Source organism: Brachybacterium alimentarium, from assembly GCF_002332425.1.
Lineage (GTDB): Bacteria > Actinomycetota > Actinomycetes > Actinomycetales > Dermabacteraceae > Brachybacterium > Brachybacterium alimentarium.
Genome location: NZ_NRGS01000016.1, coordinates 1 through 24,115, shown reverse-complemented (window position 1 = coordinate 24,115; position 24,115 = coordinate 1). Strand labels below are relative to the sequence as shown.

Below are 24,115 nucleotides of genomic sequence, written 5' to 3'. Positions count from 1 at the left end.
ATGACCCCTCCCGCCCCGGCAGATGATGTCCTGCTGGACATCTCCGACCTCCACGTCTCCATCCCGCAGCGCAAGGGTGTCGCCACCCCTCTGCGTGGCGTGGATCTGACGGTGCGCGCCGGACGCATGCTCGGCGTGGTCGGAGAGTCCGGGAGCGGCAAGACGATGACCGCACTCGCCGTGATGGGGCTCCTGCCCGGCAACGGTCACGTCTCCTCCGGATCCATCCGGTTCGACGGGGTGGACCTGACCGCCGTGAGCGGGAGGGAGTCGCGACGCCGGCGCGGGACCGAGATCGGAATGATCTTCCAGGACCCCATGACGTCGTTGAACCCGACCATGACCATCGGGGCACAGGTCTCCGAGGGCGCCATGATCCATGAGGGGCTCTCGCGCCGCGACGCCCGGACCCGTGCGGTGGACATCCTCCGACGGGTCGGGATGCCGCGAGCAGATCGCATCGTCGACGACTTCCCGCACCAGCTCTCCGGCGGTATGCGGCAACGCGCGATGATCGCGATGGCGCTGGTCAATCATCCCCAGCTGCTGATAGCGGATGAGCCCACGACCGCTCTGGACGTGACCACTCAGCGTCAGATCCTCGATCTGATCGAGGACATCCAGGACGAGTTCGGATCGGCCACGATCCTGGTCACCCACGATCTCGGTGTGGTCGCGGGGCGAGCGGACGAGGTCGCCGTGATGTACGCGGGCCGGGTGGTCGAATCCGCCCCTGCCCAGGAGCTCTTCCGCGATCCGGCGCACCAGTACACCCGGGCGCTGCTGGCCGCGCTGCCCGAACGTGCACGGCAGGGGGACGACCGCCTCTTCGCGATTCCCGGCATGCCACCGGACCTCCGCAGCGAGACCACCGGCTGCCCGTTCGCCCCGCGTTGCCACGCGGCCCAGGAGGACTGCCGGAGCGGTCCGGTGCCTGTGATCACGCGCGGCGACCGTCATGAGGTCGCCTGTCTGCACCCCGGCGATCTGGCCGAGGCCGGCCACGACCTCGACGACGTGCGCACGCCCGAGACGCCCGTCGGTGGCCGAGGCCACTCCGCGGCCACGGACGCAGGCGAGGCACCGGGGACCGTGCTGGATGTCGCGGGTCTGACCAAGGAGTACCCGGCCCTGGGGGGATCGTTCATCCGCCGCACCGTCGGGACGGTGAGCGCCGTCAGCGACGTCAGCTTCTCGGTGCGGGAGGGCGAGACCTTCGGGCTGGTCGGGGAGTCCGGGTGCGGGAAATCCACCCTCGGCCGGTTGATCGCCCTTCTGGAGAACCCGACCCGAGGGGAGCTGCGGCTGAACGACGAGGACGTCACCGTGGTCACGGGCCGGCGCGAGTCCAGGGCGGCGCACCGTGAGGTGCAGATGATGTTCCAGGACTCCAGCGCGGCGATGGATCCACGGATGCGCATCGACGAGGTGCTCTCGGAGCCCCTGGTCATCCAACGGATCGGGACGAAGGACTCGAGGTCGGAACGTGCCGAGGAGCTCGTGGCAGACGTCGGACTGGCCGACGACGTGCTCGAGCGCTATCCGCATGAGTTCTCGGGCGGGCAGGTGCAGCGCATCGGTCTGGCCAGGTCGCTGGCACTCGGCCCCCGGCTGGTGGTCTGCGATGAGCCGGTCAGTGCTCTGGACGTGTCGGTCCAGGCGCAGGTCCTGAACCTCATGAAGGACGTCCAGGCGGAGCACGGCCTCGCCTACGTCTTCATCAGTCACGATCTGTCCGTGGTGCGGCACATGGCCGACCGGATCGGCGTCATGTACCTGGGAATGATGGTCGAGCAGGGGCCCGCCGACGTCGTGAGCGAGACGCCGCGGCACCCGTACACGCGTGTGCTGATCGATGCGGTCCCGACGGTCGACCGCGAGGACGAGCGCGACCGGCTGCTCGTGGAGGGCGAGCTGCCCAACGCGACGGATCCTCCGTCAGGGTGCCGGTTCCGCACCCGCTGCCCCTTCGCCCAGGAGATCTGCGCGACCACTCCTCCCGTGCACGAGTTCGGGGAGGAGGGCGACTCCCACTCGGTCGCCTGTCACTTCCCGCTGCCCGCCGACGGGAGCCTTCCGGTGCGTGCTGAGGCTTCCGCATGAGGCCGGGAGCGGTCCTCGGCGTCGATATCGGAGGGACCTCGGTCACCGCGGACCTGGTGACCTGCGACGGGGTGTCCCTGGAGGCGCGTCGTCGCCCGACGGGGCACGGCGACGCCGCTCTGGACACCCTCGCCTCGCTCCTCGTGGAGTGCGCGGGCATGGCCGCGACGCACGGGGTGCAGCTCCAAGGGATCGGTGTGCTCAGCCCTGGGCACGTCGAGGAGGCCTCCGGTGTGGTGCACTTCGCGTCGAACCTGGGGTGGCGGGAGGTGCCGCTCGCCGCGGCCCTCCGTCGGATCCCCGAGATCGCCGAGGTGCCTCTCACGGTGGGGCATGACGTCCGGTGGGCGGGGATCGCGGAGGGAACGTTCGGCGCCGCCCGGGACGCGCGCGATTACGCGGTGCTGTCGATCGGGACCGGCATCGCCGCGTGCCTGGTGGCGGACGGGGCCGTCCTCTCCGGTGCCACCGGAAGTGCGGGAGAAGTCGGGCACGCGATGGTGGTCGCGGGCGGTGACCTCTGCGCGTGTGGCCGGCGCGGATGTCTGGACGCCTATGCCTCGGGCGCCGGACTGCTGCGGCGCTATGCGGCCCGGAGCGGCCGTACCGACGTCGACTCCGTCGCGGAGCTCGTCGCAGCGAGGGGCCACGACCACGACGCACGCGTCGTCTGGGACGAGGGGATCGACGCGCTGGCCGCGGGCCTCTGCACCCTGATCATGACGATCGATCCCGCAGTGATCAGCCTGGTCGGAGGCGTCTCCCGAGCCGGAGTCGCACTGACCCAGCAGCTGGGAGAGCGGCTCTCGGCGGAAGCCGGCTGGAAGTCTGTGCCGCCCTTGGTGGTGAGTCCGCTGCACGCCATGTCCGGCAGGGCCGGAGCGGTCCTGCTGGGAATGCAGAGCGCGGGCTGCGAGAAGCATGCGGCCACCTGGTCCGCACAGGACGTCTCCGCCTGGGGGCGATCACCGCACGCTGAAGGAGCTCGATGACGCTCCCTGGACTCACCGCGCGCGAGGGCGACGCTCTGCCGGACATCGTCGTCGTCTTCGCAGATGATCTAGGCCATGGCGACCTCTCCTGCTACGGCGCGAGAGCCTTCACCACCCCGGTGCTCGACGCGCTCGCCGCATCGGGCCGCCGGTTCACTGACGCGCACGCCGCGTCGGCTGTGTGCACCCCGAGCCGGTACGCGCTGCTCACCGGGCGGTATCCGTGGCGCAGCCCCTTGCAGTCGGCCGTCCTCGGGGGGACCGACGGAGCTCTGATCGCCGAGGATGTCCCGACCATCGCGCATGCTCTGCGCGAGATCGGCTACCGGACCGCGGCGATCGGGAAGTGGCATCTCGGGCTCGATTGGGCCCTGGCGGACGGCGGCCGACGACACATCGATCCTGAGCGTGGTTTCCAGCCGGCGATGGAAGCCGACGGCTGGGACGTCGACTACACGCGCCCGTTCGAGAACGGACCGCTGGACCGGGGCTTCGACCACTTCGTCGGGATCTCGGGGTCCTTGGACATGCCGCCTTACTGCTATCTGGCGGGCGACCGCGTGGAGAGCCTCCCCACCGAGACGAAGCAGCCGCTGGTGACCTCGCAGCGCCCCGGACCTGCCGCACCCGGATGGCGCGACGACGAGGTCGACCTCCGCTTCGCCGAGGAAGCCGTCGAGTGGCTGCGCCGCACCGCACCGGACCGAGCAGAGGATCCGCCCCGATTCCTGTACCTGGCGACGGCTGGTCCTCACCGTCCCTGCGTTCCTCCCGAGGAGTTCTGCGGACGGTCCGGGATCGGGCCACGGGCGGACTCGATCCTCCTGGTGGATGACATCGTCGGGCGAGTCGAGGCGGCGCTGGAGCATTCCTCCCGCCCGCGGCTCATCATCTTCGCCTCGGACAACGGGGCCCCGACCTGCTATCCCGAAGACGGCTCGCTCGAGGACCACCTGCCCAACGGTGAGCTGCGCGGGCAGAAGGCTGATGTATATGACGGCGGGCATCGCGTGCCGCTGATCGTGGCCGGCGATGGCCTGGCCCCAGGCACTGACGCCCGCCTGGTGAGCCTGCTGGATCTGTTCCCCAGCCTGCTGGAGCACGTGGCCGGCAGGGTGCATGGCGACCCGGCGGGGAGGCCCGGCGGGTTGCCCTCGGCCTCGCTCGCCCTCGACGGAGCGGGCGATCTGCTGCACGCCTCGGGCTCCTCGTCGAGAGTGGTCGGGACCACCGCCTTCGACGGCTCGCTGGTGCTCATGCGCGAGGCGCAGACGGCCGTGTTCTCGACCGGCTCCGGAGGGTTCAGCGAGCCCGTCGGCGTCCCGACGCGCATGGACAGCGACGAAGGGCAGTTCTTCGATCGCGCATCGGACCCTCAGCAGACCACTGACATCTGGGAGGCTTCGGCGGCCGGACGCCGAGAGATGGTCGCTCGATTCATCGATGACACGGGATATGGAGAGTACTGATGATCAGCTTCGATGACCGCCACGGACCCGAGGACGCCGCACCTGCGACGGCGTACCCGCGGCTGTCCGTGCCCGACTGGTACCGCGACGCGAAGCTCGGGGTCTTCGTGCACTGGGGCCTGTACTCCGTGCCCGCCTGGGCCGACGTGCTGGACCGCCACGACGTCACGGCCGAGAACGCCTACGCCCGCCATCAGTACGCCGAGTGGTACGCGAACACGGTGCGCATCGAGGGGAGCCCCACGCGGGAGCGCCACGAGAGGCTCTACGGCGTCGGGCACTCGTACGAGGATTTCGCCGACGACTGGGACCCGGCGGTCGACGCGGTCCCCGGGATCGTGGATCTCGCGCGCCGCGCCGGTGCCCGGTACGTGGTGCCGACGACCAAGCACCACGACGGCTTCTGCCTGTGGGACAGCGCCACCACGCCCTTCACCGCCGCGCGTCGCGGGCCGGGACGCGACCTGATCGCCCAGTTCTCCGCCGCGGTGCGCGAGGCCGGGCTGCGGCTGGGTCTCTACTACTCGGGCGCCCACGACTGGCACGCGAGCGAGTTCCCGCCTCTGACCTCGAACGACGAGCTGTTCGCGCTGCGGCGCAATGACGAGGCCTTCGCCGGCTTCGCCGCGTCCCAGCTGCGCGAGCTGATCAGCCGCTTCGCCCCGGACGTGCTGTGGAACGACATCGACTGGCCCGACGCGGGCAAGTACTCCGGCCCGGACTCCCTGCAGGAGCTCTTCCGCGGCTACCTCGACGCCGTTCCGGACGGCCTGGTCAACGACCGCTGGGGCGTGCCCGCGCACGGCGTGCTCACCCGCGAGTACCAGGACATCGGGACCGTGCAGGACGAGGTCTTCGAATCCACTCGCGGCCTGGGCCTCTCCTTCGGCTGCAACGCCGATGAGTCGACCGACCACGCGCTCGACGGCACCGCTCTGATCCGGCTGCTGGTCGACGTGGTCTCCAAGAACGGGAACCTGCTGATCAACGTCGGCCCCCGGGCCGACGGCAGCATCCCCGAGCTGCAGGCCCGCGCGCTCGAGGAGCTGGGGGAATGGCTGGCACGGCACGGCACGGCGGTCTACGGGACGCGGCCGTGGTGCCACGAGGCGGTGCGGACGCCGCCACCGGGCGTGCGCTTCACGCTCGGCGCGTCGGCCGACGGCGGGGAGGTGCTCCATGCGCTGCTGCTGGATCCAGCGGCCGGGCCGGTGACCCTGAGCGAGGAGGTCTCCAGGGCGCTGCGCGATCTGGCCGAGATCCCGGCGGGTGCCGACGGTGCGCGCCTCGAGGCAGGGCGCGTGGTGCTCACCCCGACCGGTGGAGACGCCGTCGTGGACGTGGGGCTGCCCCTGCGGTGAGGGCCGGCGGGCCTCCGCCCCGCTGGTCAGACGGCCTCCACCGCGCGCAGCCGCCACCCTGTCGAGGCGTCCTGCTGCGACCAGAACTCGGAGAAGCGGCCGCCGGCCTCGAGCAGCTGCTCCACGCCGCCGTCCTCGACGACCTGGCCGTTCTCGAGGAAGACGACCCTGTCGGCGGCGCGGATGCTGGCCAGCCGGTGCGCGACGATCACCCGCGTGCGAGCCCGGGGGTCCTCGGCGAGAGCGGCGGTGATCGCGGCCTCGTTCTCGGTGTCCAGGGCGCTCGTGGCCTCGTCGACCAGCAGCACCGGGGCAGGTTTGAGCAGGGCTCGAGCGATCGAGACGCGCTGGCGCTGCCCGCCGGAGAGCATCGCACCGCCCTCGCCGACGGCTGCTCTCCAGCCGTCGGGCAGCTGAGCCGCGAACTCGTCGACCCGCGCCATCGAGGCGGCGGCGTGCAGTCGTGCGTCGGGCGCGTCCGGATCGCCCACCAGGATGTTCTCCTCGAGACTGCCGTCGAACAGGTAGGGGTGCTGGAAGACCATGCTGGTCAGACGCTGACGGGACTCGCCATCGAGGGTCTCGGCGTCGACCCCGTCCACCAGGACGCTGCCCTGCACCGGATGGTGGAGACCGGCGAGGAGCGCGAGGACGGTGCTCTTGCCCGAGCCCGAGGGGCCCACGATCGCCGTGGTCGTCCCCGGGGCGAAGTCCAGGTCGAGGTTCTGCACCACCGGAGGGCCGTCCGGTCCGTACCGGAAGGTCGCGTTCCGCAGCGTGAGCCGTGGGGGAGCGGTGGGCTCGAGGTGCACGGGCCCGAGCGGATCCGTGGGAGAGGCGAGCACGTCCCGGAGGCATCGCAGCACCCCGGTGGAGGCTTCCACCCCAGCGGAGAGCTCGCCCAGCATCGTGATGGGTTCGAGGTAGCGCACGCCGACGACGATCAGGGCGACAGCCTCCGGGGCACTGAGAGTCCCGTCGACGGCCAGGACGACGGTGGTGCCGGCCAGCATCAGCAACGCGAGCTGACCGGCGACGCCGAACAGGAGATGACCGGGCACCTGCATCCCGAGCATGCGCAATGTCGCGCCGTGCTGCCGCTCCAGCGCCGCCCCGACATGGCTGCGCTCGGGGGCGACCCGGCGGGCGGCTCGCAGCGTGTGCTGAGTGCGCGCGAACTCCACGATCCGCTCGGTCAGGTCGCTGTTCGCCTGCGCAGCGGCTCGATCCGCTCGCCGACCGAGCGCCCCGGAGAGGACGTAGGCGCCGAGCATCAGCGGGACCCCCGCGAGGGCGACCACGGTCAGCTCCCAGGAGACGGTGAGCAGGGCCAGGGCGATCGCGATCGGGAGCAGCACTGCGCTGAGCAGGGGCGTCACGAGATAGACGATGAGCCCTACGAGGTCCGGCCCGGTCGCCCCGATCGCCTGCCGGGCCCGCGCGGTGTTCTCCGCGGTGAACCAGGTCAGGCGGGTGCGGGTGAGGCGGTCGGCGATGTCGTGCTGACTGTGATCGAGCACTCCGAAGCCGAGCTCGAAGCCGATCCCCGCGATGTGGTGGTCCACGACCCAGCCGATCACGGTCGCGAGCACGACGCCTCCCGCCCAGGGCCAGGCGGAGGCGGGGTCCGGGCCGAACAGCGCGCCGAGCAGCGGGACCAGCAGCACGGCGGAGAGGGCCCGGGCGATCACGCTCAGCACGGTCAGGGCGAGGTGGGCGGTGACGGTGCGCCTGCTGCCCTCGGGCAGCAGCGCGAGCACGGTGCGGATCATCGCGGGTCCCCTTTCAGGGCGGCGGGTCGAGCGGTGCCTGATCGGGCCGTGCCTGATCGAGCGGTGGCTGATCGGGTCCCGACGGGCGGGGAGGTGTCGGGCCGGGATCCGTCGGCGTCCCAGAGGCGGCGGTAGCGGCCATCGGCGGCGAGCAGCTCCGTGTGGGTGCCGTTCTCCACGACGCGGCCTTCGTCGAGCACCACGATGCGGTCCACCTCGGTGATGGTGTGCAGGCGGTGGGCGATGACCAGGACGGTGCGGCCCGCGGTGAGGCGGTTCAGCGCTCGCTGCACGAGGTACTCCGATTCGGGATCGGCGAAGGCGGTGGCCTCGTCCAGGACCAGCACCGGAGTGTCGGCGAGCAGGGCACGGGCGATGCTCAGCCGCTGCCTCTCGCCGCCGGACAGGGCGGCGTCGGGTCCCAGCTCGGTGTCATATCCCTGAGGCAGGGCGAGGATCCGATCATGGATCTGGGCCGCAGCGGCGGCCTCGCGGACCTGCTCCTGGCTCGCTCCGGGCGCCGCGAGGGCGATGTTCTCGCGCACGGTGCCCTGGACCAGCTGGGTCTGCTGGAACACGAACCCGACCTGGGAGTAGAGCTCGTCGGTGCTGAGCTGCCGCACATCGCGTCCGCTGAGCCGGATGGCCCCGGCGGTCACGTCGTGGAATCGGGCCAGCAGCGCGGCCAGCGTGGACTTGCCCGAGCCGGAGGGCCCCACGAGGGCGGTCACGGTGCGCGGCTCGAGGGTGAGCGAGACGTCTTCCAGCACGGGGAGGCCCGGACGGTAGGAGAAGTCGACGTGGTCGATCTCGACACGGCCCCTCGGGACAGCGGCGCCCTCTGCGGAGGTGTCGTCGTCGGCCTCGTGGGTCGTGAGCTCGGGCTCGTCGAGGGTCACCTGCAGCCGGCGTGCGGCCTGAAGACCTCCGCGGAGACCGGACAGGCCGAAGCCGATGCCCAGCAGCCGGGCGCCGAAGGTGGTGCCCAGGAGCAGGAACGGCACCAGGGTGACTGCGTCCATCTGGCCGGCGGTGATCAGTGCGGTGCCGACGAGGACGATGAGCATCAGGAACGTCGAGGGCCGTGTCGCGAGATCCATGAGGGTCTTCTGCCCGGTGAAGGGCCGCTGCCAGTCCCCGAGGAATCGCACGTAGCCGTCGAGACGGCGTCGGAATGTCGAGGCCGCCGCACCGCCGAACACGCGCACGACGGGCTGACCCTCGAGATAGCCGCCCGCCTCGCTGGTCATCCGTTCGGCCCAGCGGCTCGCCTGCCCCATCCGGGTGATCGACTGCAGCACCATCCGGTACATCGTCAGGATGTAGACCAGCACCGGCAGGAGCAGCACCAGCGCGAGCCGCCAGTCGACCACGAACAGGTAGGTCAGGACAGCGACGGGAGCGACCACGGCCTTCACGCCGTCGGGCACGGCGTGGGTGACGAGGTAGTGCAGCGAGAGCGTGTCGTCCTGCACGACCTGCGTGACCTGACCCGAGGTGCGGCGGTCGAACCACCCCAGCGGCAGGCGCGCGATCTTGCCCAGCAGGCGCCGTCGCAGGTCACGCTCGAAGCGTGCGTCCACGAGATGCCCCCAGACCATGAGTGCGGTGGCGAGCAGGACCCCCGCTCCCATCAGGGCGAGGGCGAGGACCCCGATGCGCCACATGTCCTCGGCCTCTGCGCCGGAGAGCAGTCGCCGGGACAGCTCGGTCAGCAGCACGAAGGGGGACAGCTCGAGCAGGGTGACCAGGACCTGGACGACGCCGGCGAGGATCAGCCCCGATCGCAGCGGAGCGAGGAGGCGCCCCCCGGCTTGGGAGCGCCATGAGCCCCGTGGGATGGACGGTGCGGGTGCGGGTGCGGGGGCGGGTGCGGGTGCGGCCGACGGCTGCTCGGCGCCGGGGGCTGGACCGGCCGACGGCGCCACGCTCGAGCCGGCGGTGGTGGAGCCCGTTCCGACGGGTTCCCTCACCTGATCCGGCGTGCTGGCCGGGTCCTCTGCCGACGCTGTGCTCCGGGATCCGGTCGTCGACGTGCTCGTGGCTTCTCGGCCATCAGCGGTGGCAGCGGCCTCGGCGGCCGAACGTCGCTTCCCGAAGGCGCGGCCCTCGTACCAGTACGCCCGGGCGTGGACCTCGCCCTTGGGGAAGCCGAATCCGTCGCGCAGCCGGGTCCGCAGATGCCTGAGCGATCCCGACTCGGGGGCACCCCACACCGTCCAGTCCGACCAGTCACGTGCCTCGAGCGCTGCGGCGAAGGACTCCTCGCCGCGTCGCGGGACCCACTGGACGCGCAGCCGTGGGTGTCCGACGAGGGGGATGAGGCGATCGTCGGGATCGTGCTCCTCGAGATAGACCTCGAGCGGGATGTCGTCGGGGACGGCCGTGATGATCCCGTTGATCGCGGGGATCGAGGCGGAGTCGCCGAGGACCAGGTATCCCCGCGGCGGCTCCTCAGGGACGTCGAACGCCATCGAACCGGAGGAGGAGACCGAGAGGGACGCGCCGGGAGAGGCGTTCCGGGCCCAGTGGGAGGCGGGCCCCTCCGGCTCATGGAGCACGACGTCGATCGCGAAGCGGCCCGTGGCCGGATCCGCCTCGGACAGGGTGTACCCGCGCTGGTGCTGGGCCCCGGAGCCGTCGGGGTCGGGGAACCAGAACCGCAGCCAGGCGGTGGGTCCCGGTTCCACCTCGTCGAACAGCGTCGGTGAGGTCATGCGCACTCGGACGAACTTCGGGGTCAGGTGCTCGACGCCGGTGACGGTCGCATCGTGGTCCTTCATCCCGAAGCCGCGCATCAGGACCCCGGAGAGGCCGCGCCCCGCCATCAGGAACGCCCCGCTGTGCTCTCGAGCGCGTCGATGATCTCGTCCACCGGGCGCCCCGGCGGTGCGGCGGCCAGGATCCCGTTCACCACCGCTGCGAGCAGGAGGCGCGTGTAGCGCGCGTCGTCGATCTCGGGCAGGGCCTGGCGCGCATCCCCGAGGCGGCGGTCGGACTCGACACCGGCGAGGGCCGCGCTCTCCTGCACCGCGAGCTCCTCGCCACGGGCCCGCCGAGCGTCCTGCGCGGCGGCGTGGGCGACGGCGACACCGGCGACCGCGCTGCACACGACCATCGCCGACTCGGGGGAGTATCCCCGCCCGACCAGGACGGAGATCTCGTCGGCGAGGATCCGGCGACCGCCCTCCCCGCGGGGGAAGAGCGTCTGCACGTAGGCACCGAGACCGGGACGCTCGAGCAGGAACGCCCCCAGGCGCACTCCGAAGGAGACGAGGTGCTCGGCGAGTCCGTGCTGCGGATCGTCCGGGAGCCGGAGATCGTCGAGGAGGTCCTCGCCCACCAGGCGCTCCAGCCCCCAACGGCCATCGACGAGCCGGTACAGAGCCGTCGAGGAGACGTTCAGCCGGGTGGCGACCGCGTTCAGGGAGAGCTCGCGCATCCCCAGCTCGCGCCCGGCGCGGACCACGTCGGCCTCATCGATCTGTCGCGGCCTGCCGCCACTGCGTTCGGACACCCCGCTACCTCCTCACAAAGTTATGGGTACCAACTTAGGTGAGGCTACCCTTGTCGACGTAAAGAGGGAAGGTATGTCCGAGCCGGCCGCGCGGGTGGGGCCCGCGGCGGCCGGATCAGCCCAGCAGGAGCCGGACGCCGGTACCGAGCGCGAGCAGGGCGCCGACGAATCCCAGCAGCATCACGAGGCGCTGGATGGTCCGCTCGCTCAGGCGCTTCTGCACGGCCTCGCCGAGGAAGAGCGAGGCGCCGACGATGATCACGATGGCGATCCACATCCCGGCGGGCATGTCCGGCAGCTGGCCGCCGTCCCACGCCCACTTGGTGGCGAAGGAGACCGACGAGATCAGGACCCACAGCGGCTGCAGGGTCGCCACCATCGGCAGCACCGGCCACCGCGAGAGCACCGCGTAGACGGTCACCGCCGGCCCGCCGACTCCGCCGAGGACGGTGCCGAGCCCGGAGCCGATGCCCGTGATGACCTGGGCCCCGCGCCCTTCGACGGTGGTGTGCACCCGGGCAAGTGCTACCGAGACCACCAGGCTGAGCAGGACCAGCGTGGCGACGACGAGATAGAGCGGGCCGGGCGGGGAGATCGAGGACACCCAGGCCGCTCCCGGCATCACGGCCACGGCCGGCAGCCCGATCCAGGCGACCGTGCGCCAGTCGATCTGCGACCAGATGCGCGGCAGCAGCAGCACCGGCATGAGCGTGCCCAGGAAGTTGGCCAGCATGATGCCCTCGTGCGCACCGATCAGCACGACTGCGTACGGGGCGAAGAGCATCCCGAGGCCCAGTCCGGCCACGCGCTGGATGACCGCGGCGATCAGCACGAGGGCGAGGAGGGAGATGGATACGGCGATGCTCACGCTTTCACCTCGTGCGGCACGGGTTCCTCCAGGCGGGACGGAACGACGGGCGCCCCGACGGGCAGTCAATCAGAGAGGTGGACGACGGCGCTCCGCGGTCCGACGGGGCCGGACGGCCAAGGATGGTCAAGGACTGCCGGGCCGCCATGCAGGTCGCCCCAGTCGGGTCAGCGGTGCGCCGCGGTCTCACCCTCGTCGAGCAGCTCCGCGATCTGCGGGTGGCCGGCGATGTAGCCCTCGAGCAGTTTCGCGCCCAGCTCCGGGGAGCTGACCAGGGGATGCATCGAGAAGCCCTGCCAGGCGGCGTCCCGGGAGCCCGTCCTGGCGGCGTCGAGGATCTTCCGCTCCGCCGCGCGCAGCGAGCTCATCATGCCGAGCCGCCCGAGCTCGACGGGGCCGATCGGCAGGGGATGCACCCCGTCGCCGTCCACCTCGCAGAGCACCTCGAGCACGGCGTCCGCCGGGAGCTCCGGCACGATCCGCTCCGAGGCCGGGGCCTCCTGGCGATCGGCGCCGATGTTGCCGACGTCGAGGATCATCCGCTCGCGGCGCCCGGTGGCCAGAGCCGTCATCAGCCGCAGCGCCACCTCCTGGTAGCCGCCGCCGGCGACGTCTTCCTCGCGACGCTCCTCGTCGCGGGACTCGGCCATGTACGTGGCCTCCCGCTCGTGCAGGGTCTCGCGCCACAGGTCCAGGGGGGAGGTGCAGCAGGCATCGGCCGACCGGGCTGCGCCGGTGCCGGTCGACGTGGGCGCGTTCCCTGCTGCGTCCGCGCTCCCCGCCGCGAGGTAGAAGTCGCCCTGCTGCTTGGCCAGGAACTCGCCGCGCGTGGTGGCCGAGCCCGTGATCCGGTCGATCGCCGAGGCGGTGTGGAGGTAGTAGTACAGGTATTCGTTGGGCAGCGCCCCGTCGGCCCGCACCCAGTCCTTGCCGATCAGGCGGGCCTCCTCGATCTCCTCGAGGGCGGCATCGTCCGCGAGCAGGTCGGGCAGGCGGTCCGTGCCGTCGACCGTGACCGAGCGGAGCCAGCCCAGGTGGTTCAGGCCCACGTAGTCGACCTCGGCGCCCCGCTCGCCGGCCACCAGATCCACGTCCAGCAGGCGGCCCACGCGGCGCACCAGCCCGATCGGGGTGTCGCAGATGCCCACCACGCGGTCCCCGAGCACGCCTCGCATGGCCTCGGTGACGATCCCGGCGGGGTTGGTGAAGTTGATGACCCACGCCGCCGGGGCGACCTCGGCGACCGTGCGGGCGATGTCGAGCGCGATGGGGAGGGTGCGCAGCGCATAGGCGAGGCCGCCGGGCCCGATGGTCTCCTGACCCAGCAGGCCCAGGCCGAGCGCGACCCGTTCGTCGACCGTGCGGGCCTCGGCGCCGCCCACCCGCACCGCGCTGAACACGAAGTCCGCTGCGGTGACGGCGTCGCGCAGGTCGGTGGTGGCGACCAGGCGTGGGGCATGGCTGATCCGGCCGTCGGCCTCGAGCTGCGCGCGGAGCCCCTCGATGACGTCGGCGATCGTGCGCAGGCGGTCCGGATCGACGTCCTGCAGAGCGATCTCGTCGACCTGCAGGCCGGTGGCGCCGGTGGCCACCGCCTCGTACACGAGCGGCACGCGGAAGCCGCCACCGCCCAGGATCGTGAGCTTCATGCGAGCAGGACCTCCAGGTCTTCCCCGTCGGGAAGGGTGAGCGAATCGGGGGAGCGGTCGGTGACCAGGGCGGTGAAGCGCCCCAGGGTCGAGACCTCGAGGAAGCCCGAGCCCGGGAACTTCTCGTGGTCGGCGAGCAGGAACGCCGAGGTCGAGACGTCGAGCAGGCCGCGCTTGACGGGGACCTCGCTGGGCGTGGAGTCGAGCACGGTGCCGTCGGGCCGGATTCCCGACGTGCCCACGAACGCGGCGTCCACGCGCACCTGGCGCAGGGCGGATTCGGTGAGCGTGCCCACGAGCGACTGGTAGTTGGGGCGCAGCAGCCCGCCGAGCACCACGATGTCGATGCTCGGGGCGTCCGCGAGCGCCTTGACCACCGCGAGCGAGGCGGTGACGACGGTGAGCGAGCGATTCACCAGCAGGGGGCACATCGCTGCGACGGTGGTGCCGATGTCCAGTGCGATCACGTCGCCGTCGGAGATGCAGCCGGCCGCGCGCTCGGCGATCCGTCGTTTGGCGGCGGAGGCCGAGGTGGCCACTTCGGCGAAGCCGCGTGCGTCGGCCTCGGGGCGCACGGAGCCGCGCACATCGCAGGCGCCCCCGCGCACCCGGCGCACCACGCCGGAATCGGACAGCATCTCCAGGTCACGCCGGATGGTGGCCTCGGAGACGGCGAAATCGACGCTCAGCGTGCCGACCGATGCGGAGCCATGACGGCGCACGAAGGCCGCGATGGCCTCGTGGCGTTCTTCGCTGAGCATGACGTCACCGTAGCACCGTCCGCGCAGTTTCGAGCAGGATCGCGCATCACCTGTCATCTCCGCTCACGATGTGCCATCATGGTGCTCTGCGCCACAGCATCGCGGCTGTCGCCCCACGCCCCTCAGGAGGACCCCATGCGTCGACTGCCCCGTCGTCTTTTCCTCGGCTCGAGCGCTGCCGCCGGGGGCCTCGGCCTCCTCGCCGCCTGCGCGCCCGGTTCCGATTCCGGCTCCGGCGGGAGCGACGGCGGCGGCTCCGGCCCTGCCGCGTCCGACGTCGAGACCGACCCGGCCGCACTCGGCGAGATCACTCTGAAGGTCTGGGACCAGGAGGTGCGCGGCGCGCAGAACGACGCGATCGAGGCCCTCATCGAGGCGTTCCAGAAGGACTATCCGAACATCACGGTGGACCGCGTCTCGCAGTCCTTCGACGACCTCCAGCAGCAGACGGGCCTCGCGCTGTCCGGCAACGACGTGCCGGACGTGCTGCAGGTCAACAACGCGCGCGGCGACATGGGCGAGTTCGTCAAGGCCGGCCAGCTCACCGACCTCTCCGGCTACGCCGAGGCCTACGGCTGGGAGGATCGCTTCGCCGACTCCGTGCTCGCCAAGGCCCGCTACTCGGCCGACGCCGTCACCTTCGGTGAGGGGCCCCTGTGGGGACTTCCGCAGACGGGCGAGGTGTGCGGCATCTACTACAGCGCGACGAAGCTCGAGACCCTCGGGGCGGAGCCTCCCGCGAGCTGGGAGGACCTGTTCGCCCTGGTCGAGGCCGCGCAGAAGGCCGACGAGCAACCGCTCGTGCTCGGCAATCTCGAGCAGTGGCCGGCCCTGCACGTGTTCGGGCCGCTCCAGGCGCACTTCGTGCCCAGCGACGAGATCGTCACGCTCGCCATGGGCAACGCCGGCGCGGACTGGACCGACGACGCCAACGTCCAGGCCCTCACCCAGCTCGCGGACTGGGCCGCCAGCGGCGCCTTCGGCGACTCGCCCAACGGCCTCGCCTACGACACCGCCTGGGCGGACTTCACCAAGGGCACCGGCGTGCTCCTGATCGGCGGCTCCTGGCTCGGCCCGGACATGGAGGCCGTGATGGGGGAGGACCTGCGGTTCATGGCGCCCCCGGCGGGCACGGACGGCACGGTCGCCACCACCGGCGGCACCGGGCTGCCCTTCGCGATCCCGGCCCAGGCCGCCCAGGCCGACGCCGCCGCGGCATACATCGACTACATCACCAGCGACACGGCGATGGAGCTGATCGCCGACAAGGGCGGCATGCCGGTGCTGAACACCGCCGATCTGGCTCCGTCGTCGGGCGTCAACAAGGACATCTACGAAGCCTTCGACGCCGTCTCCACCGACGGGGTGCTGCTGCCCTATCTCGACTACGCGACGCCGTCCTTCGCGGACACCGCGGGCGCCGCTCTGCAGGAGGTCATCGGAGGCCAGTCCGAGCCGTCGGCCGCCGCCGAGACGCTGCAGGCGGACTACTCCGAATTCACCGCGGGATCCTGAGCAGCGCATGGCATCCGAACAGGCAGGCGGGGCCCGGCCCGGCTCCACCGGTGGGACCCCGCTCGGCTCCACCGGTGGGACCCCGCTCGGCTCCACCGGCGGGGCCCGGTCCGGTTCCACCGGCGGGGCCCGGTCCGGTTCCACCCGCGGGGCCCCGCCGGCCACTGGTGAGCTCCCGCCAGCCACCGGGCCTGTTCCCGACGGGCCGCTGGTGAGGCGAGGTGGCATATCTGCCAGATGGCGTCACCAGCGGCCCGCCCAGGACACGCGCCGGCGTCGGCGCCCCGCTGGGTCGTCGGCCGTGACGCGGCGCCGCCCCTCGGCCGTGGCGCGGCACCGTCCCTCGGCCGTCGTACGGTCCCATGCCACCCCGTACCTGTTCATCCTGCCCGCGTTCGTCGTATACGCGGCGTTCTCGCTGTACCCGCTGGTGCGGGCCGCACAGTTCTCGCTCTTCGAGTGGCCCGGCTTCGGGCCGTCCACCTTCGTGGGGCTGCAGAACTACGTGGATCTGGCCTCGGACGCCGCCTTCCTCGCGGCGATCGGCAACGCCCTGGTGCTGATCGTGTTCTATGCGGTGCTGCCTCTCGTGATCGGACTGGTGCTCGCCGCGATCTTCCGACGCGGGCAGGTGCGGGGGATGGGCTTCTTCCGCTCTGTGATCTTCCTGCCGCAGGTGATCGCGCTGGTCGTGGTCGCCGTCGCCTGGCGGAACATCTACGCGCCCGGCGGGCCGCTGAACGAGGCGCTGCGCGCCGTGGGGCTAGACGGGCTCGCTCGCGGCTGGTTGGGGGACCCCGGCGCGGCCCTGCCCGCCGTGGGCTTCATCGGCACCTGGCTCGAGATGGGGCTGGTGATGCTGCTCCTGCTGGCCGGGATGAGCCGGATCCCCGATGATCTCTTCGAGGCCGCCCGCCTCGACGGTGCCGGCCCGGTGCGGGAGTTCTTCGCGATCACCCTGCCCTCGGTGCGCGGAGAGATCGTGGTGGCGCTCGTGCTGACCATCATCGCCGCGCTGAAGACCTTCGACCTGGTCTACCTGACCACCTCCGGCGGGCCCGGCAATGCCACCACGGTGCCCAGCTACGAGGTCTACTTCCGGGCGTTCCAGCTGCGCGAGGTGGGCTCCGCGAGCGCCGTCGCCATCGTGCTGACCCTGCTCGTGTTCGCGATCAACGTGGGCGTCACCCGGATCGGGGAGCGTGCCTCATGAGGGTCTCCTCCGCCGAGCGGACGATGAACTACGTGGTGCTGGGGGTGTTCGCCCTCTTCGCGCTCATCCCCGTGATCACCATCCTCGCCACCGCCGTCTCACCACAGATCGGCCAGGCGCCGGGCCTGCACCTGGCCAACTTCCTCGAGGCCTGGAAGGTGGGCGGCTTCGGTCGCTCGCTGGGCAACTCGTTGATCATCGCGGCGATCGTCGTGACCAGCGCGGTCACGCTGTCCGTACTGGCCGGCTATGCGTTCGGCACGATGCGCTTCCCCGGATCGACCGTGCTGTTCTACGTGTTCCTGCTCGGGCTGATGATCCCCACCGAGGCCACGGTCATCCCGCTGTTCTTCGACCTGCGCACCGTGGGGCTGACCGACACCTATGCCGCGATCGCCCTGCCCCAGATCGCGCAGTCCGTCGCCTTCGGCACCTTCTGGCTGCGGGCCCAGTTCCGGTCGATGCCGGAGAGCATGCTCGAGGCCGCCGCGATCGACGGTGCCGGCCCGATGCGCACGCTGCTGCGGATCGTCGCCCCCGCCTCGGTGCCGGCGCTGACCACACTGGTGGTGCTGGTGTTCATGTGGACCTGGAACGAGTTTCTCATCGCCCTGGTGATGGCACCGGGCGGCAGTCTGCGCACCGCGCCGTTGGGCCTGGCGAACTTCCAGGGCCAGTACACCGCCGAGACCGCGCTGCTCTCGGCGGGTGCCGTGATCGTCGCCCTGCCGATGGTGATCATGTTCCTGTTCCTGCAGCGCCACTTCATCCGAGGAATGCTCGAAGGAGCCGTCAAATGATGACCCCCGACCCGACGACCCCCGACCCGACGACCCCCGGCCCGACGACGCCCGGCCCGACGACGCCCGGCCCGACGACGCCCGACGGGACGACGCCCGACCCGACGGCCCTCGGCCCGACGACGCCCGACCCGACGACCCGGCAGCCGTCGGCGTCCGAGTCCCCGACGATCGCGCCGACGAACGCGGGCATACCGCCGCCCGCCCCAGGTGCCGGCCCCTGCACGCCCGAGGAGATCGCCGCGCTCGACGCGGCCCACGAATGGGATCCCCTGGCCGCGCAGCGCGGTGCGGACGATCCGCCCCTGGACGTCCTGCTCTCCGGCACGGTCTTCTTCGACATCGTGTTCACCGGGCTGGAGCGACTACCGCAGCCCGGCGAGGAGCTGTGGAGCAAGGGCATGGGATCCAGTCCCGGCGGGATCGCCAACCTCGCCGTCGCGGCCGCCCGTCTGGGCCTGCGCACCGGGCTGGTCGCCGGGTTCGGGGACGACGCCTACGCCGACTGGATGTGGCACACCATGGCGCATGAGGAGGGCATCGACCTCAGCGCCTCCCGTCGCTTCCCCGATTTCCACTCCTCCCTGACGGTCTCCGTCGCCACCCAGGGGGACCGGGCGATGACCACCCACGGGCATGACCTCCCCGAGCCGCTCTCCGCCCTCATCGCGCAGGCCCCTGCCGCGCGCGCCGCGGTCGTCGATCTCGCGGGGGAGACCGCCTGGTGGGCTGACCTGGCCCGGCGCGGCTCGAAGATCTTCGCCGACATCGGCTTCGACGAGACGGGGCGCTGGGACCTCGCCGACCTCGCTCCGCTCGCCCACTGCCATGCGTTCACGCCCAATGCGCTCGAAGCCATGAGCTACACCCGCACCGACAGCCCCGACCGGGCGGTGCGCAAGCTCGCGGAGATGGTCCCGCTCGCGGTGGTGACCGACGGCGCCGCCGGCTCCTACGCGATCGACGGCACCACCGGCGAGGAGGCGTACTGCCCGGCGGTGCCCGTCACCGCGACCGACACCACCGGCGCCGGCGACGTGTTCGCCGCCGCCATGGTGCTGGGCACCCTCGCCGACTGGCCGCTGTCCGAGCGCCTCAAGTTCGGCTCGCTCTGCTCGGCGCTCGCCGTGCAGCAGTTCGGCGGGTCGCTGGCCGCGCCCGGCTGGGGCGACATCACCGACTGGTGGCGACATCTGACCGACGCCTCCGACGGCGGCGACCTGCGCGCCGCCTACACCCGCGACGGGTACTGCTTCCTCGAGGACATCGTGCCCGACCACCAGGTGCAGGGCCGACGTCGGGCCCAGGGAACCTTCGCCCTGCGCTCCGACGCCGGGAAGCACTGACCTGATCCCAGCGCCGCACCGTCGCGGCGCCCGTGAGAGACGAGAATCCCATGTCGACCACACCCCTCCTCTTCGATCCCGCCGCTCCGCACCCCGACCGGACTCCTCGCAGGCGCTCCGAGCGGGGCCCGGAGCTCTCGCTGAGCAGGCGGCGCCTGCTGCAGGGCTCGGCCGTGCTCGGCCTCGCCGCCGGAGCGAGCGTCCTCGACCTTCCGTCCCTCCCGCCGATGGAGCGCGCGCTCGCCGACGGCGGTGTCGATCTCGACATCCTGTACATCGGTGCGCACCCGGATGACGAGGCGTGGACCCTCGCAGCCTTCGGGCAGTGGAACGAGTTCGCGGACCAGAAGGCCGGAGTGATCACCGTGACCCGCGGCGAGGGCGGCGGCAACGCGGTGGGCCTCGAGGAGGGCCCCGAGCTGGGCCTGATCCGCGAGACCGAGGAGCGCACCGCCGTGGGCTACGCGGGCATCGAGCACGTCTTCAACCTCGACGCGGTCGACTTCTTCTACACCCTCTCGGCACCCCTGACCTACGACGTCTGGGACGGCGCCGAGATCCTCAGCCGCCTCATCCGAGTGGTGCGCGCGACCCGGCCCGACGTCATCGTCACCATGAACCCCTCCGCCGTCGAGGGCAATCATGGCAACCATCAGCAGGCCGCGATGTTCGCCGTCGAGGCGTACCACCTGGCCGGGCGCGAGGACGTGTTCCCGGAGCATTTCGAGGAAGGCCTCGCCCCGTTCTCCCCGAGCCGGATCCTGCGCTCCGGATCCAACGGCAGCTCCGGGACCGGACCCGACGCCGTCTCGCAGGGATACGAGCCCGAGGTGGCCAGCGACGTGGTCTTCGGCGCCTGGGACGGCACCGAGTCCGCGCACCATGACAAGCGCTGGAGCGCGGTGCGCGACGACTCCGTGCACGCCTATCGCACCCAGGGCTGGCACGTGAACCCGCCCTCGCCCACCGACCCCGAGCAGATCCCCGCGACCTGGTTCACGCTCATCGATTCCCGCACCCCGCTCGCGGATCCCACCAGCTCCGACACCGCCGCCCTCGAGGGCGCGTCGCTGCCGATCGAGGGCGGCCTGCCGCTGGGCACACGGCTCGAGGTCACCGCTGACCGTTTCGCCGTCCTGCCCGACGGAGAGGTCGAGGTCACGGTGCGCATCGCCGCGCCCGGCAGCGCCCTGCCCGGCGTGCAGGTCGCGCTCGAGGGCCCCGACGGATGGAGCGTCGGCCGGGCCCAGGGGATCGGGACGATCCCCGCGCACCAGGAGCGCACCGCGACGTTCACCGTGTCGGTCCCCTCGGGCGCCGCCACCGGGGAGCACGTGCTGCTGCGCGCCCGGGTCACCTCGCGACGAGGCGACGGCGAGAACGTGCTGCCGCTGCGCACCGCCGGGCCGGTCGAGGCAGGGCTCGTCGAGCGCCCCGAGATCGCCGCGTTCCTGGAGTGGACCGAGGAGCTCGGCATGCAGCGCCTGGACGCGCTGGTGCCCACGCGGCGCGCTCTGGGCTCCGGACGCGCCGAGACCTTCGAGATCATCGCTCGCAACCACTCCGAGCACGACCAGGACGCCGAACTGGTGCTCGAGCTGCCCGAGGGGATCACCGCGGATCCGCCCGAGCTGCTGCTGGAGGCAGTTCCCGCCGGCGGCACCGCCTCCGCCGAGGTGCGGATCGAGAACACCGATCCCGACCTGCCCACGGCGAACCGCGCACCGAACGGCGGCGTCTACCCGCTGACCGCGACCACCACGGCGGACGGCATCACCGCGACCCTCACCCAAGGACTCCACCTGGTTCCGCGACTGGTGGCCGCGCGCAGCGACGGCGTCGAGGTCGACGCGCAGCGGGGCGACACGGAATACCCCGGCGATCCGATCGACATCGGCACCCTCTGGGAAGGTGAGGAGGTCACGCCCGAGGACGCCTCCGGCAGCACCTGGGTCACTTACGACGACGAGAACCTGTTCGTGTTCGTGCAGGTCAACGACGACACTCTCGGCGCGTTGCTGCCCGCGGAGGACAACAAGCAGCGCTTCCGCACCGACTCGATCGAGATCATGATCGATCCGCGCGGCGCCTCGGACGACACCTCGAGCACCTTCATCCTCGGGGTCCTGCCCGGCACCGCTGCCGAGGACGGCATCGGCGGGCCGGTCGCGGGCCGCGATCATGACAACCGGCAGGGACCGATCGACGAGGTCGCGCCGGGCGTGCGGATCGCGGCGAGCATCTCCGAGCCGTACGAGGGGTACGTGATCGAGACCCGAATCCCGTTCGCGGAGCTGCCCGACGGCGTCGATCCCACGAACATCGGCTTCAACGTGGTCGTCTACGACTCGGACACCGACGACCAGACGGGCCAGTCCCGGATCGGATGGTCCACCTTCCCGGGCATCCAGGCGGATCCCTACCGCTGGGGCGTGCTCGAGCTGCCCGACCTGCCCGCCGGCGAGGAGGCCCCGGTCCAGCCCCGGATCCCCGACTCCGCAGCCCGTTCCGTGGAGTCCCCGGCCTCGATCCTCCAGGCCGCGGTCGACGGCACCGGCCTCGGCGGCGCTCCCGCGCTGCCCAGCGGCAGTCTGCGCCTGGATCAGGCCCGACAGGACGGAGAGATGATCTCCGTGCGTCTTCGCAGCCAGGAGGCCGGCACCTTGCGTGTGTACCTGTGGGACGGGACGACGATCCTCGGGGAGCTCGAGGCGGGTGAGATCACTGCGGGCACGCAGCAGCTGGAGGTGCCGCTCGACGAGGACGCGGCCGACGGCGCGAGGCTGCGCGTGGTGGCGTCCCTGGAGGGGGAGAGTGGAACGTCCGCGGCGGCCGCCGCCCTCTGAGCACGGCGGTGGAACGCCTCCTCCGATGCGCTGTCGCTCGGATGCTCCGGTGCCCGGTGCCCGGTGCCCGGTGCCCGGTGCCCGGTGCCCGGTGCCCGGTGCCCGGGGGAGAGGACTGCTGCGCACCTTGCGCGCTGTGTCCAGCGTCCCTGTGACCTCGGTGACCAGTGTCCAGAAACCCGGAGAAAACGGGTAGTTGAACAGTAAGCTGCAACTGCGTCCCGTCGGGGCGCTGTGAGCAGACGGCCGGTGCCTACGCTCCGGCTCGGAGGCGCCCGGAAGGCGACCCTCGGGCATCGGTGACGACTTCCAAGGATGCGCATGACTCCGCAGCGCCCTGCCCCGCAGCCCCATGACAGCAGCCAGGACCCCCTGAGCGCCTCGTCCGCCAGCCAGGATTGGCCCAGCGCCCCGCCCGCCGGGCAGGATTGGCCGAGCGCTCCGGCCGGGCAGGACTGGCCCAGTGCCCCGCCCGCCGGGCAGGACTGGTCGAACGTGTCGGCCTCGGGGCCGCACCACCTCAAGACGCCGCTGGCGTCGTCGGCCTACCGCACGCCGCAGAACGGGCTGTCGGCGCCCGGCAAGAGCTACGCCGTCGCCTGGGCGCTGTCGCTGTTCCTCGGGGTGTGGGGCGTGGACCGCTTCTACCTCGGACGATGGAAGACGGGCCTGCTGAAGCTCGTCACGATGGGCGGCTTCTTCGTCTGGTACCTCATCGACCTCGTGCTCCTGCTCACGGGCACGGTGCGAGATGCGAAGGGGCGCCCGCTGCAGCAGTTCGAGACGGCGAAGTGGCCCTCCCGGGTGATCTCAGCGGTCGCGGTCGCCAGCGTCTTCGCGCTCTTCGCCGTGGCCGGCTCGATCGACACTCCCACGCCGCCGGAGCCGGAGTCCCAGGTCGCAGCGCCGGCAGCGGAGGCCAAGGACCTCCAGGCGCCGGTGGAGGAGACGGCGGAGCCGGTCGAGGATCCGACCACCGAGGCCGCACCGACCACCACCGCCGCACCGGACCCCACGCCCACCACCACGGAGCCCGCCCCGACCACGGACGCCGTGATCGCGGCCGACGGCACCGCGCTCGCAATGCTCGCCGGCCTCGAGGAGAAGGGCCGCGCGCCGAAGACCGACTACGACCGGGACTCCTTCGGCTGGCGGAACGACGTGGACCACAACGGCTGCGACACCCGCATTATCTCAAGCTCCCCGGTTCCGTAGGATCCGGTTGTGGACGTGACCATCGGTAACGTGACACGTGGACACAAGGATCGAATGGCTGGCACTAGTGGGACAAGCTCCCTGCTACGAGCTTTGAGCTCCCATAGAAGCTGAGGAGCTTGGCAGCGCACACCCGTGCTCCCGTCACGGTGGATGTTTCGAAGCCCGTCGGTCGATGCGAGCTGTCTCGTTGGTTCCGGGGTAGGCCTCGAGCGCATCTGCGGCCCCATCTCCCGCGAGGGCGAACGCGTGGCGTGGGCGCAGTGCGTCCGACTCCTGGTCGTCTAGCATCCGCAGCAGTCCCCTGGGGCCGCTGAGTCTGGACAACTGTGGGGGCCGGACGGGCCCCGGGTACCGCCATACGAAGCCCATGAAGCACCACCAGGGCAACCCTATGATCTGCATGTTTCCTCAAACAAGGCGGGCAATGTGAGCCGTGTTACAGTGACGCGGGCCTGTCGATCCGCGGGTCGCGCATGAGGCGGAGGCGTGTGTCTAGTGTCGCGTTTCTGAAGTGGTTGGACGCTTGGCTTTCGTGAGGATTTGGCCGGCGGTTTTGGTCCAGGCGAAGGGCTGACAGTCCTTGTTGTAGGTCTCGATGAAGCGCCGGATCGCGGTGGTGAGTTCGCGGACGGAGCGGAAGGTGCCGCGGCGTATCGCTTGGCGTTCGGTGAACCGACCCGGGTTC

General features: G+C 71.4%; 16 protein-coding genes and 1 pseudogene. 10 read left to right on the top strand and 7 right to left on the bottom strand.

The genetic code is table 11. From position 1 onward, the window contains the following. From CIK71_RS10135 to CIK71_RS10120, 4 genes are read left to right on the top strand one after another with little or no spacing between them, the layout of a single operon-like run. Nucleotides 1–2,103, top strand: coding sequence for a dipeptide ABC transporter ATP-binding protein (locus tag CIK71_RS10135; protein ID WP_217990166.1), 2,103 nt, complete (start codon nucleotides 1–3; stop codon nucleotides 2,101–2,103). Further along, entirely contained in the window at nucleotides 2,100–3,095 is a 996-nt protein-coding gene (locus CIK71_RS10130) for an ROK family protein (RefSeq protein ID WP_096165453.1), read from the top strand. Before CIK71_RS10135 ends, CIK71_RS10130 begins: the two co-directional genes overlap by 4 nt. Next, nucleotides 3,092–4,564 carry a sulfatase-like hydrolase/transferase gene (locus CIK71_RS10125; RefSeq protein WP_096165452.1) on the top strand — a complete coding sequence of 491 codons (1,473 nt, stop codon included), beginning with the start codon at nucleotides 3,092–3,094 and terminating at the stop codon, nucleotides 4,562–4,564. Before CIK71_RS10130 ends, CIK71_RS10125 begins: the two co-directional genes overlap by 4 nt. Next, nucleotides 4,564–5,925 carry an alpha-L-fucosidase gene (locus tag CIK71_RS10120; RefSeq protein WP_096165451.1) on the top strand — a complete coding sequence of 454 codons (1,362 nt, stop codon included), beginning with the start codon at nucleotides 4,564–4,566 and terminating at the stop codon, nucleotides 5,923–5,925. Before CIK71_RS10125 ends, CIK71_RS10120 begins: the two co-directional genes overlap by 1 nt. 26 nt (nucleotides 5,926–5,951) lie before the next feature. Here CIK71_RS10120 and CIK71_RS10115 read toward each other — a convergent pair whose 3' ends face one another. From CIK71_RS10115 to CIK71_RS10090, 6 genes are all read right to left on the bottom strand, one after another. Then, nucleotides 5,952–7,697: an ABC transporter ATP-binding protein gene (locus CIK71_RS10115; RefSeq protein WP_096165449.1), complete on the bottom strand. Its 1,746-nt coding sequence runs from the start codon at nucleotides 7,695–7,697 to the stop codon at nucleotides 5,952–5,954. Further along, a complete protein-coding gene (locus CIK71_RS10110; protein ID WP_245857465.1) occupies nucleotides 7,694–10,525 on the bottom strand; it encodes an ABC transporter ATP-binding protein/permease in 2,832 nt (943 codons plus the stop codon). The genes CIK71_RS10115 and CIK71_RS10110 overlap by 4 nt, the downstream gene beginning before the upstream one ends. Then, the gene (locus CIK71_RS10105; RefSeq protein ID WP_096165448.1) at nucleotides 10,525–11,214 is read right to left on the bottom strand and encodes a TetR family transcriptional regulator; all 690 of its coding nucleotides are present in this window, start codon (nucleotides 11,212–11,214) and stop codon (nucleotides 10,525–10,527) included. The genes CIK71_RS10110 and CIK71_RS10105 overlap by 1 nt, the downstream gene beginning before the upstream one ends. Nucleotides 11,215–11,329: 115 nt before the next feature. Next, nucleotides 11,330–12,082 (bottom strand): TSUP family transporter, encoded by a 753-nt coding sequence (locus CIK71_RS10100; RefSeq protein ID WP_096165444.1) that lies wholly within the window; start codon nucleotides 12,080–12,082, stop codon nucleotides 11,330–11,332. Between the two features lie 167 nt (nucleotides 12,083–12,249). Then, nucleotides 12,250–13,731 carry a family 4 glycosyl hydrolase gene (locus tag CIK71_RS10095; RefSeq protein WP_096165443.1) on the bottom strand — a complete coding sequence of 494 codons (1,482 nt, stop codon included), beginning with the start codon at nucleotides 13,729–13,731 and terminating at the stop codon, nucleotides 12,250–12,252. Beyond that, nucleotides 13,728–14,492, bottom strand: coding sequence for a DeoR/GlpR family DNA-binding transcription regulator (locus CIK71_RS10090; protein ID WP_096165441.1), 765 nt, complete (start codon nucleotides 14,490–14,492; stop codon nucleotides 13,728–13,730). The genes CIK71_RS10095 and CIK71_RS10090 overlap by 4 nt, the downstream gene beginning before the upstream one ends. A gap of 144 nt (nucleotides 14,493–14,636) precedes the next feature. Between CIK71_RS10090 and CIK71_RS10085 the strand changes: the two genes are divergently transcribed. The 6 genes from CIK71_RS10085 (at nucleotide 14,637) to CIK71_RS18035 (ending at nucleotide 23,427) form a co-directional block, all read left to right on the top strand. Further along, nucleotides 14,637–16,007 (top strand): ABC transporter substrate-binding protein, encoded by a 1,371-nt coding sequence (locus tag CIK71_RS10085; RefSeq protein WP_096165473.1) that lies wholly within the window; start codon nucleotides 14,637–14,639, stop codon nucleotides 16,005–16,007. 301 nt (nucleotides 16,008–16,308) lie between these two features. Next, the gene (locus CIK71_RS10080) at nucleotides 16,309–17,220 is read left to right on the top strand and encodes a carbohydrate ABC transporter permease (RefSeq protein ID WP_096165439.1); all 912 of its coding nucleotides are present in this window, start codon (nucleotides 16,309–16,311) and stop codon (nucleotides 17,218–17,220) included. Beyond that, nucleotides 17,217–18,020: a carbohydrate ABC transporter permease gene (locus CIK71_RS10075; RefSeq protein WP_096165437.1), complete on the top strand. Its 804-nt coding sequence runs from the start codon at nucleotides 17,217–17,219 to the stop codon at nucleotides 18,018–18,020. Before CIK71_RS10080 ends, CIK71_RS10075 begins: the two co-directional genes overlap by 4 nt. Beyond that, nucleotides 18,017–19,366, top strand: a complete 1,350-nt coding sequence (locus CIK71_RS10070) for a carbohydrate kinase family protein (RefSeq protein ID WP_245857463.1) — start codon at nucleotides 18,017–18,019, stop codon at nucleotides 19,364–19,366. Before CIK71_RS10075 ends, CIK71_RS10070 begins: the two co-directional genes overlap by 4 nt. Nucleotides 19,367–19,416: 50 nt before the next feature. Then, nucleotides 19,417–22,212, top strand: a complete 2,796-nt coding sequence (locus CIK71_RS10065; protein WP_096165435.1) for a sugar-binding protein — start codon at nucleotides 19,417–19,419, stop codon at nucleotides 22,210–22,212. A gap of 321 nt (nucleotides 22,213–22,533) precedes the next feature. Next, nucleotides 22,534–23,427, top strand: coding sequence for an NINE protein (locus CIK71_RS18035; RefSeq protein WP_245857462.1), 894 nt, complete (start codon nucleotides 22,534–22,536; stop codon nucleotides 23,425–23,427). 495 nt (nucleotides 23,428–23,922) lie between these two features. Here the strand turns inward: CIK71_RS18035 and CIK71_RS17870 are convergent. Then, nucleotides 23,923–24,115, bottom strand: a pseudogene (locus tag CIK71_RS17870) (IS630 family transposase); the annotation flags it as partial.

Coding starts and splice junctions, on each gene's coding strand:
- CIK71_RS10135 (WP_217990166.1), top strand. CDS start 1: ATGACCCCTCCCGCCCCGGCAGATGATGTCCTGCTGGACATCTCCGAC.
- CIK71_RS10130 (WP_096165453.1), top strand. CDS start 2,100: ATGAGGCCGGGAGCGGTCCTCGGCGTCGATATCGGAGGGACCTCGGTC.
- CIK71_RS10125 (WP_096165452.1), top strand. CDS start 3,092: ATGACGCTCCCTGGACTCACCGCGCGCGAGGGCGACGCTCTGCCGGAC.
- CIK71_RS10120 (WP_096165451.1), top strand. CDS start 4,564: ATGATCAGCTTCGATGACCGCCACGGACCCGAGGACGCCGCACCTGCG.
- CIK71_RS10115 (WP_096165449.1), bottom strand. CDS start 7,697: ATGATCCGCACCGTGCTCGCGCTGCTGCCCGAGGGCAGCAGGCGCACC.
- CIK71_RS10110 (WP_245857465.1), bottom strand. CDS start 10,525: ATGGCGGGGCGCGGCCTCTCCGGGGTCCTGATGCGCGGCTTCGGGATG.
- CIK71_RS10095 (WP_096165443.1), bottom strand. CDS start 13,731: ATGAAGCTCACGATCCTGGGCGGTGGCGGCTTCCGCGTGCCGCTCGTG.
- CIK71_RS10090 (WP_096165441.1), bottom strand. CDS start 14,492: ATGCTCAGCGAAGAACGCCACGAGGCCATCGCGGCCTTCGTGCGCCGT.
- CIK71_RS10075 (WP_096165437.1), top strand. CDS start 17,217: ATGAGGGTCTCCTCCGCCGAGCGGACGATGAACTACGTGGTGCTGGGG.
- CIK71_RS10070 (WP_245857463.1), top strand. CDS start 18,017: ATGATGACCCCCGACCCGACGACCCCCGACCCGACGACCCCCGGCCCG.
- CIK71_RS10065 (WP_096165435.1), top strand. CDS start 19,417: ATGTCGACCACACCCCTCCTCTTCGATCCCGCCGCTCCGCACCCCGAC.
- CIK71_RS18035 (WP_245857462.1), top strand. CDS start 22,534: ATGACTCCGCAGCGCCCTGCCCCGCAGCCCCATGACAGCAGCCAGGAC.